This is a genomic window from Streptomyces sp. NPDC090741 (genome assembly GCF_044769045.1).
Lineage (GTDB): Bacteria > Actinomycetota > Actinomycetes > Streptomycetales > Streptomycetaceae > Streptomyces.
In genome coordinates this window covers 545975-554868 of the sequence record NZ_JBIVXF010000004.1, presented here as the reverse complement: position 1 = coordinate 554868, position 8894 = coordinate 545975, and the positions used below count along the sequence as shown (strand labels likewise).

The following is an 8894-nucleotide window of genomic DNA, read 5'->3' as shown; positions in this document are numbered from 1 at the left end:
CCAGATGTGGAAGCCCGGTAACGGGTGGAGCTGACTGGTACTAATAGGCCGAGGGCTTGTCCTCAGTTGCTCGCGTCCACTGTGTTAGTTCTGAAATAACGAACAGCTGTGTCAATGCCAGCGTTCAAATTTCATAGTGTTTCGGTGGTCATAGCGTTAGGGAAACGCCCGGTTACATTCCGAACCCGGAAGCTAAGCCTTTCAGCGCCGATGGTACTGCAGGGGGGACCCTGTGGGAGAGTAGGACGCCGCCGAACAATCATTGTAGAAAGCCCCGTACCGGGTATCCGGTACGGGGCTTTTCTGCGTTTACGGGCATGCCGGCCTGTGATTGGATCCGGGGCATGAGTGAGTATGTGATGCGTGCGGTTCGGGCGGACGAGTGGGAGAAGGTCAAGGAGCTGCGGATCACCGCGCTCAAGGACCCGGCCGCGCCGGTGGCCTTCCTGGAGAACCTGGACCAGGCCGAGGCCAGGACGGACGACTTCTGGCAGGACCGGGCGAGCGGGGCTTCGCACGGGCGGCACGCACGGCAGTTCGTGGCCGAGGCACCGGACGGGCAGTGGGTCGGGTCCGTGACCGTGCTCGTCGAGGAGGGCGGGACCACCGACTTCTTCGAGCGCGCCGTCGAGCGGACCCAGGGGCACCTGGTGGGTGTGTTCGTACGTCCCGAGCAGCGGGGCACCGGGCTGACCGAGGGGCTCTTCGCGGCCGCGCTGGACTGGGCCTGGTCGCTGGAGGGGCCGGCGCTGGAGCGCGTACGGCTCTTCGTGCACGAGGACAACGCGCGGGCCGCGGCCTTTTATCGGCGGTTCGGGTTCCGCGCGACCGGGGAGGTCCTGCCGGTGCCGGCTGATCCGGGGGCCAAGGAGTTCGAGTACGTGGTGCCACGTCCGTAGGGAGCGCGTCTAGCCGTACGGGTTGAGTGCCCGGAAGCGGACGGTTTCGCTGCGACGGTCGAACCACAGGCTGGTGTGATGGCCGTCGCCGTCGCCGTCGCCGTCGCGGTCCAGCTCCTGCGACCGGATCCACTGCGGGTTCTTCGGGCCTTCGCCCTTGAGGGGCTTCTCGAACCACGAGGAGAAGTAGTCATCGGCCGACTCATCCGAGACGAAGGCGTGGGCCGCCGTCAGTTCGGCAAGTTTCCCCGGCGCCAACCGGGCGAAGCCCGAGATCACCAGCTCCGGTGACGGTACGCCGCTCCGGTCGTTGTCCCGGCTGCTCACCCACTTGGCGTCGGTGAGTGGGCCCAGGAGCGGGAACGCCTGTTCCAGCGGTGCGATGTCGGTGTGCCAGTCCTCCTCGGCCCCGTTCTCCACCTGACGCAGGGCCCACCAGGCGGGTAGGACCGCCAGCCCCGCCCCTATCCCGATCAGCTTCCGTCGATCCAACGCGATCCCCCCCATGGTTGATCACCAGCAAATGCGCGCTCTAGTGCTGGAGCGCGGCTGCCTCCGGCCAGCGGGCACGGGCCTGTTCGCGGCTGCGGCACAGGGCGAGCAGGGGGAGGGACCCTTCCTGGAGGAGCTCGGGGAGCTGGGGGATCGGGGCCACGGCCGCGACGTCCTCCAGGACGAGCGTGAGTGGTGGGTCGAGCCGGCCGTGGGATGACCGTGCGGCCATGCGGCGGCCGTGCTCGACCACGCTCGCGGCGAGTGCGGTGAGCAGCGGCATCGCACCCGGGTGGGTACGGGGATCTTCCAGCGATTCGCCCACCAAGTAGAGGGTGCCCCCTTCGGCCACGAACGATGCGAGGGTCAGTGCATCTGTTCGGTTCGGATTGCAGGCCTCGCGGATGTGGATCGACGTGAGGCAGGAGAGGGCACGGGCCGTCAGGTGCTGGGCCTGCTCGCGGCGTTCGGGGTGGGCGGTGAGGGCGCTTTCCAGTTCGCCGGCGGCGCCGGGGGCGGCTTGGGGGTGGGTGCGGAGGATGCGGACCGGGTCCTGGGCGCTGTTGCCCTGGGCCCAGCGGTGCAGCTGCTTGAACGGGCGGTCGTCGAGGGCCGCGGCTTGCAGCCAGCTGCGCAGGAGCGTTTCCGCCGTGTCGGCGATGGCCGCGTCCATACGGGCCTGGGGGCGTACGGGGGCCAGGAGCGCGATCGCGCGGGCGGCGGCGGTATCGCGGTCGGCGCAGGCGTCGGCGGGGTTCCAGTGCATGCGGGCCGGGGTGTCGCAGAGGTGGGAGGGGTCGTAGAGGAGGACCGGGCCGAGTTTGGCGCGGGCGTCCTTCGTTTCCGCCCAGAGGGCCGGGGAGGAGGTGAGGACCAGGGCCGCGCCTTCCGCTGCCGCCAGGGCTCGGAGGGCCAGGGGGTGGCGCTGGGCCGGCGGGCCGTAGGCCAGGCCGATGGGGCTGCTGCCGTTGCCGGGGGTGCTGGCCCCGGGCCCCAGCGCCTCGAACGCCGGCGGGGCTGGATGTGCTGCCGGGGCTGGGATGGGCAGCGTGGCGGGGTGGTGCGGCCCGGGCGGGTGGTGCGGCCCGGGCGGGTGGTGCGGCTCGGGCGGGTGGTGCGGCTCGGGCGGGAGGTACGGCTCGGCCGGGGTCGGGATGGTGGGGCCGGAGCTGCTGGGGGCTCTGCCCCCAGACCCTCCCCCTTGCTGCGCTGGGGGGACCCCCAGCGCATCGAACGCCGGCTCAGCAGGGTGGCCCGGCTTGGTGCGGCGGGACTTCGTGCGGGCGATCACGCCCATCACGAAGATCGTCAGCACGAGCAGGATCAGGAGTTGGCTGATGAAGAGGCCCCAGAACAGGCCCCAGCCCGAGAGGGCCGAGGGGGCTGTGTCCGGCCAGGCTCCCGGGATGTCGTGCGGTTGAGCTATCAGGGCGCGGACCGCGCCCGCGGTGCGGGTGAACGTGACCGTGGAGGGCCAGGCGCCCTTCGAGAAGAGCGCGGCCAGGCCCGTGGACGTCCAGACCAGGGTCGCCAGGCCCAGGAGGAACGCCAGGAGGGCGATCAGGAGGGCGTCCGGGACGCCGCCTGGTTTGCCGTTCCGTTCGTCGTGCATTTACGCCACCGTTGTTGCCGAGCCCGGGCCGCCGTTGCGGTGGCGTTCCATCAGGAGGGCTCTTTCCTCCGCCTCCAGTTCGGCTGCCAGCAGGTCGTCGGGGAGCTGGGGTTGGGACGAGGACTCCGTCATGGCGCGGTCCGTGTAGACCAGGGGGCGTTCCGCTTCCGTGATCAGGTGTTTGACCACCTGGACGTTGCCGTTGACGTCCCAGACCGCGATGCCGGGGGTGAGGGTGGGGATGATTTCCACCGCCCAGCGGGGGAGGCCGAGTACGCGGCCGGTGGCCCGGGCCTCGTCCGCCTTCTGGGCGTAGATCGTGCGGGTCGAGGCCATCTTGAGGATGGCCGCGGCCTCGCGGGCGGCCGCGCCGTCGACGACGTCCGAGAGGTGGTGGACGACGGCGACGAAGGACAGGCCGAGGCGGCGGCCGAACTTCAGGAGGCGCTGGAACAGCTGGGCCACGAAGGGGCTGTTGATGATGTGCCAGGCCTCTTCGACCAGGAAGATGCGCTTCTTGCGGTCCGGGCGGATCCAGGTGTGTTCCAGCCAGACGCCCACGATCGCCATCAGGATCGGCATGGCGATCGAGTTGCGGTCGATGTGGGAGAGGTCGAAGACGATGAGGGGGGCGTCCAGGTCGATGCCCACGGTGGTGGGGCCGTCGAACATGCCGCGGAGGTCGCCGTCGACCAGGCGGTCGAGGACGAGCGCGACGTCGAGGCCCCAGGCCCGTACATCGTCTATGTCGACGTTCATGGCCTCCGCGGACTCGGCCTCCGGGTGGCGGAGCTGTTCCACGATGTCCGTGAGGACCGGCTGGCGGTCGCGGATCATGTCGACGACGTACGCGTGCGCGACCTTGAGCGCGAAGCCGGAGCGTTCGTCGAGGCCGTGGCCCATGGCGACTTCGATGATGGTCCGGAGCAGCGCGAGCTGGCCGGTCGTCGTGATCGCCGGGTCGAGGGGGTTGAGTCGGATCCCGTCGTCGTTGGCGGCGATGGGGTCCAGGCGGATGGGGGTTATCCCCAGCTGCTGGGCGATGAGGTTCCACTCGCCGACGCCGTCCTCGCCCTGGGCGTCGAGTACGACGACCTGGCGGTCCCGGAAGCGGAGCTGGCGCAGGACGTACGTCTTCTCCAGGGCGGACTTGCCGTTGCCGGACTCGCCGAGGACCAGCCAGTGCGGGGCCGGGAGCTGCTGGCCGTACAGCTGGAAGGGGTCGTAGATGTAGCCCTTGCCGCTGTAGACCTCGCGGCCGATGATGACGCCGGAGTCGCCGAGCCCGGGGGCGGCGGTGGGCAGGTAGACGGCCTGCGCCTGCCCGGTGGAGGTGCGTACGGGCAGGCGGGTGGTCTCGACCTTGCCGAACAGGAAGCTGGTGAAGGCGTCCGTCAGAGCGGACATGGGATCTCGCATGGGCGGCACTTCCCTCCAGCTAGCGTCGGATGCCGGTGGCGAACGGCAAGGTGTTGACGAAGGCGCGGTGGTGCTCGCGGTCGCACCATTCCAGCTTCAGGTAGGACTTGCCCGCCGAGGCGCGGATGGTGCGCTTGTCGCGGGCCAGTGCCTCCGGGGATCGCGAGGACACCGTGATGTACCCGACCAGGTTGACTCCTGCCGCACCGCTGGCGAGATCTTCACCCCTCTGGTCGAGCCGGCCGTGGGCGGCGATGTCGCGGGGGTCGACGGTGCGGTTCATCTTGGCGGCGCGGCTGGCGTCGGCCTCGTCGTTGGTCTTCTCGGTGAGCATGCGCTCGATGGCCACCTCGGTGGGCTCCAGATCCATGGTGACGGCGACGGTGCGGATCACGTCCGGGGTGTGGACGAGGAGGGGCGCGAGGAAGTTGACGCCGACCGGGGTCATCGGCCACTCCTTCACCCAGGCCGTGGCGTGGCACCAGGGGGCGCGGGTGGAGGACTCGCGGGTCTTGGCCTGGAGGAAGGTGGGTTCCACCGCGTCGAGTTCGGCAGGCCAGGCGTTGCGCTTGGTCATGGCCTGGATGTGGTCGATGGGGTGGTCCGGGTCGTACATGGAGTGCACGAGGGAGGCGAGGCGGCCCTGGCCGAGGGGCTGGCGGACGCGGATGTCGGCCTCGGCGAGGCGGGCGCAGATGTCGGTGAGTTCGCGGGCCATGACGATGGCGAGGCCGGCGTCGCGGTCGAGTTTGCGGCCCTTGTGGGGGGTGCCGGCGCGGGCGATGGTGTGGGCCTCGGCGGCGAGTTCGCGCGTGTAGTGCATGCAGGCGACGAGGTACGCGCGGTGCTGCTCGGAGGAGGTGGAGACCATCGACTGGAGCTGGTCGTACGAGTCGCGCAGCCAGACGGGGGCGCGGGTGTCGCCGCGCTGGGCGACGTCCTTGGCGTGGGCGTCCGGGTCTGCGGGGAGCGTGCGGGCGAGCATCTGGAGGCGGGTGACGAAGCCGTCGCCGTTGGCCACGTGCTTGAGGAGGGTGCCGAAGCGGTCGACGAGGGCTTCCTGGTCCTCGCTGTCGCGCAGGCCGACGCCGGGGCCCTCGATCTCGATGGCGGCGGTGACGGTTCTGCGGTCGGCGTGGAGGAGGACGGCGATCTCGTCGGGGCCGAAGGGGGCGGCGAGCCAGTTGATCCGGCCGATGCCGGGGGGCGGGCCGACCTCGACCTCGCGGCCGTCGGCGGCGCGGACGCCGGCCTCCATGGCGGAGGAGCGGTACGTGGTCCCGCGGCGCAGGGTGCGCTTGTAGCTGCGGTTGATCTCGAACCACTTGTAGAACGTGCGGCCCTTGTACGGGACGTACACGGCGGCGAGCGCGAGCATGGGGAACCCGGCGAGGCTGACGATGCGCAGGGTGAGGGCGGGGACGAGCAGGCCGCTCATCATGCCGAGGAACGCGCCGACGATGATCAGGGCGATCTCGCCGCTCTCGCGGTTCTTGCCGACGATCGCGTTCGGCCGGGCCCGGCCGATGAGATACGTGCGGCGGGGCGCGATCGGGTGCAGCTGGTGTGACTGGGTCGTCAACGCCCGTCACCTCCTGTGTTCCTCGTACTCGAGCTCGTGCGGGGCGGGGGTGTGGCGGAGGGGATGGATCCGCCGCCGGCCCCGCCGCCGGAGGTGGGGCGGCTGCTGTGGGCGGCCACGCCTCCGGAGAGGGGGTTGGCGGGGCGGGGGGCGCTGGAGCCGCCGCCGCCGTCGCCGCCGCGGTGGGCGCCGCGGCTGCTGTGGGTCTTGATGCCCTGGGATACGAGGGAGGCCGGGGAGCTGATGACGGCGGCGGCCTGGGCGCCGTCGGTGGCCTTGCTGCGGTTGGAGCGGGCGGAGGCGATCTCGTCGCCGAAGCCGGGGACGAAGCGGTAGATCATCGCGGAGGCGAAGATCGCCAGGAGGATGATCGCGAGGCCGGAGACCACGGCGGAGAAGGCATTGGGGCCCTTCTCGCCGGCGAGGGCTCCGGCGAGGCCGAGGACGATGACGATGACCGGCTTCACGAGGATGACGGCGATCATGATGCCGGCCCAGCGGCGGACGTGGCCCCAGAGGTTGCGGTCGACGAGCCCGGCGTAGACGACGACGCCGAGGAGGGCGCCGACGTAGAGGAGGGCGGCCCGGATGAAGAGTTCGAGGAAGAGGACGCCGGCGGCGAGGACGGTGACGAGGGAGACGACGATCAGCATGATCGGGCCGCCGCCGATGGAGTCGCCCTTCTTGAGGGCCTCGATGAAGGAGCCGAAGAAGACGTCGGTCTGGCCGCCGCTCGCCGAGGCGATGACCTCTGTGACGCCGTCGGTGGCGGAGACGACGGTGTAGAGGATGAGGGGGGTGAAGGCGGAGGCGAGGACGGTGAGCCAGAGGAAGCCGACGGCTTCGGAGATGGCGGTGGTGAGGGGGACGCCGCGGATGGCGCGCTTGGCGACGGCGAAGAGCCAGAGCACTAGCGTGAGGATGGTGGAGGCGGCGAAGACGACGGCGTACTGCTTGAGGAAGGCGCCGTTGGTGAAGTCGACGTTGGCCGTGCCGTTGATCGCTTTGCTGAGCTCGGTGACGATCCAGGCGGCGGCGTCGGCGCAGCCCTTGGCCAGGGAGGCGAGGGGGTTGAGGGCATCGGCCGGGTCGCTGGGCGCTAGGCCTGTGCGGGGGGCGCCTGCGGCGCCGCTGCCGCGCTCGCAGTAGTCCCGGGCCGGCCCCGCGATCAGCGCGCACGGGTCGTTGCTGGCGCTCGGCGTGGGCGAAGGCGTCGGGTCGGCCGTTGCTCGGGCGGCGAGGAGGAAGACGGCGGCCTGCACGATGGCCGCGGTGGCGCCGATACGGCGAAGCGAGGGCCTGCGGTTAGCGGGCATAGGTGAACCCTCCGAATTCGGTGACGGCCTTGCCGATCTCGTCGGAGGTGGACACGGGGTTGTCGCCGGTGACCGGGGTGGGACCGGTCTTCTGGGCGGTCTCGAGGACTCTCCAGTCGGAGCCGTTCCACTTGAGGTTGAGGGAGAGCGTGAACCAGCCGTTGGTCACGGGGCGGGTGGACTTCTCGCCGGTCAGCCCGAACATGCCGATGCACCACACGTCCACCGAGGCGGTCCCGTTGGCGAAGCTCTTGACCTTGACGCCGACCGGGACGGTCCGGCTGACGAAGGTGAAGCCCGCCGGGGCGAGCCCCTCTTTGGTCAGGCCGATCTGGGTCAACAGTCCGGCCGAGTAGTCGGCGTCGAACCCGGCCTGGAGTTTCGCCCGTGTGCTGTTGTCCGCGACGGCGTCGACGATGGTGTGTCTGCGCGTCGTGTTGAACATGCCGTCAGAACCCAGCACGACGGCGTAGTTCGAGGCGGCCGACTGCGCGCCCTGCTCGTCTTGCGCGAACCCGGAGGGGATTCCGCCGTTCTTGCCGTCGACCGGGTGGGTGCCTGTGGCTGCCGTGGAGGAGGCTGTCGGTGGGGCTTGGTCGGCCGGGGTCTCGGGGGTGTCTGCGGATTGGTTGGCGAAGGCGATCGCGGCGATCAGGAGGACCACCACGCCGACCACCGTGACCAGGCCGCGGGAGGCGCGTGGGGTGCGGCGGGGCGGGGTGCCGTAGGGGTCCGAGGCGGAGTCCGGGAGGCGGGTGCGGGTCTGGCCCGTGCCGCCGATCTCGCCGTACCCGCTGCCGCCGGCACCGCCGCCGTACTGGTCGTCGTTGCTCATTCCGTGTCCGCCCCCTCCGCCTCGTACGACGGTAGCGCTGGTTGTCATCAGGTCCGGCAGCCGGTGGGCGGCCCGGCTAGACGGCCATTCCGTAGACGATCGTGAAGAGGGTGCCGAGGGAGCCGATGATGAACACACCGGTGAGGCCGGCGACGATCAAGCCCTTGCCCTGCTCCGCGCTGAACGTGTCGCGCAGTGCGGTCGCGCCGATGCGCTGCTTGGCCGCGCCCCAGATGGCGATGCCGAGGCAGAGGAGGATCGCGACGGCCATGACCACCTCGACCATGACCTTCGCTTCATTGCCGAGACTGCCGAACGGCCCCCAGTTCGGGGCGATTCCGCCGATGATGGTGGTGATGTCGCCCTTTTCGGCTGCCAGGATCATGTAACTCACCGCCCCTGTATGGGTAGTTCCGTAGCCCGTGCCTGACGGCAGGGGTCACGCACTATCTTCGCTGATGAAACCGCCGCCGTACGTCGACTTGACGTCTCTCTTTACTCGATCTCCCGCCCTTTGACCCGCCCGCGCGCTCTGACCTGGGCACGGGCGGCGGGTACGCGGGAGAACATATGGTCACTCTGTGTATCACGGAGGGTGACCCCGGGCACATGATTGCCCTCCCGGCGTGCGGGGGGCTGCCCGGGTGGCCGCCGTTCGGCGCAGTCTGCGGGCGTGTCGTTGGGCCGAGCCGCTGACATTCGTCCGACATTCCGTCAGTCGTTCCATCCCGGCGGCGGG

The 8894-nt window shown here is 70.2% G+C and carries 8 protein-coding genes and 1 rRNA gene; 2 read left to right on the top strand and 7 right to left on the bottom strand.

Annotation, left to right across the window (positions count from 1 at the left end; translation table 11 throughout):
- Positions 1–140 precede the first annotated feature (140 nt).
- Together rrf and ACIQU4_RS14760 are read left to right on the top strand one after the other, a co-directional pair.
- Positions 141–257: ribosomal RNA gene (gene rrf / locus ACIQU4_RS14765) — 5S ribosomal RNA — on the top strand.
- Positions 258–344: 87 nt separating this feature from the next.
- A complete protein-coding gene (locus ACIQU4_RS14760) occupies positions 345–899 on the top strand; it encodes a GNAT family N-acetyltransferase (protein ID WP_403729559.1) in 555 nt (184 codons plus the stop codon).
- Positions 900–908: 9 nt separating this feature from the next.
- Here ACIQU4_RS14760 and ACIQU4_RS14755 read toward each other — a convergent pair whose 3' ends face one another.
- From ACIQU4_RS14755 to ACIQU4_RS14725, 7 genes are all read right to left on the bottom strand, one after another.
- The gene (locus ACIQU4_RS14755; RefSeq protein ID WP_403729557.1) at positions 909–1391 is read right to left on the bottom strand and encodes a hypothetical protein; all 483 of its coding nucleotides are present in this window, start codon (positions 1389–1391) and stop codon (positions 909–911) included.
- 40 nt (positions 1392–1431) lie between these two features.
- Positions 1432–3003, bottom strand: coding sequence for a type VI secretion protein (locus ACIQU4_RS14750; RefSeq protein WP_403729554.1), 1572 nt, complete (start codon positions 3001–3003; stop codon positions 1432–1434).
- Complete coding sequence (locus ACIQU4_RS14745) at positions 3004–4422, bottom strand: ATP-binding protein (RefSeq protein WP_403729551.1); 1419 nt, start codon at positions 4420–4422, stop codon at positions 3004–3006.
- 19 nt (positions 4423–4441) lie between these two features.
- Entirely contained in the window at positions 4442–6004 is a 1563-nt protein-coding gene (locus tag ACIQU4_RS14740; RefSeq protein WP_403729548.1) for an SCO6880 family protein, read from the bottom strand.
- The gene (locus ACIQU4_RS14735; protein WP_403729545.1) at positions 6001–7320 is read right to left on the bottom strand and encodes a hypothetical protein; all 1320 of its coding nucleotides are present in this window, start codon (positions 7318–7320) and stop codon (positions 6001–6003) included. Before ACIQU4_RS14735 ends, ACIQU4_RS14740 begins: the two co-directional genes overlap by 4 nt.
- Positions 7310–8155 carry a hypothetical protein gene (locus ACIQU4_RS14730; RefSeq protein WP_403729543.1) on the bottom strand — a complete coding sequence of 282 codons (846 nt, stop codon included), beginning with the start codon at positions 8153–8155 and terminating at the stop codon, positions 7310–7312. The genes ACIQU4_RS14735 and ACIQU4_RS14730 overlap by 11 nt, the downstream gene beginning before the upstream one ends.
- Before the next feature lie 76 nt (positions 8156–8231).
- The gene (locus tag ACIQU4_RS14725) at positions 8232–8540 is read right to left on the bottom strand and encodes a hypothetical protein (RefSeq protein ID WP_136213834.1); all 309 of its coding nucleotides are present in this window, start codon (positions 8538–8540) and stop codon (positions 8232–8234) included.
- Between the last annotated feature and the right edge of the window lie 354 nt (positions 8541–8894).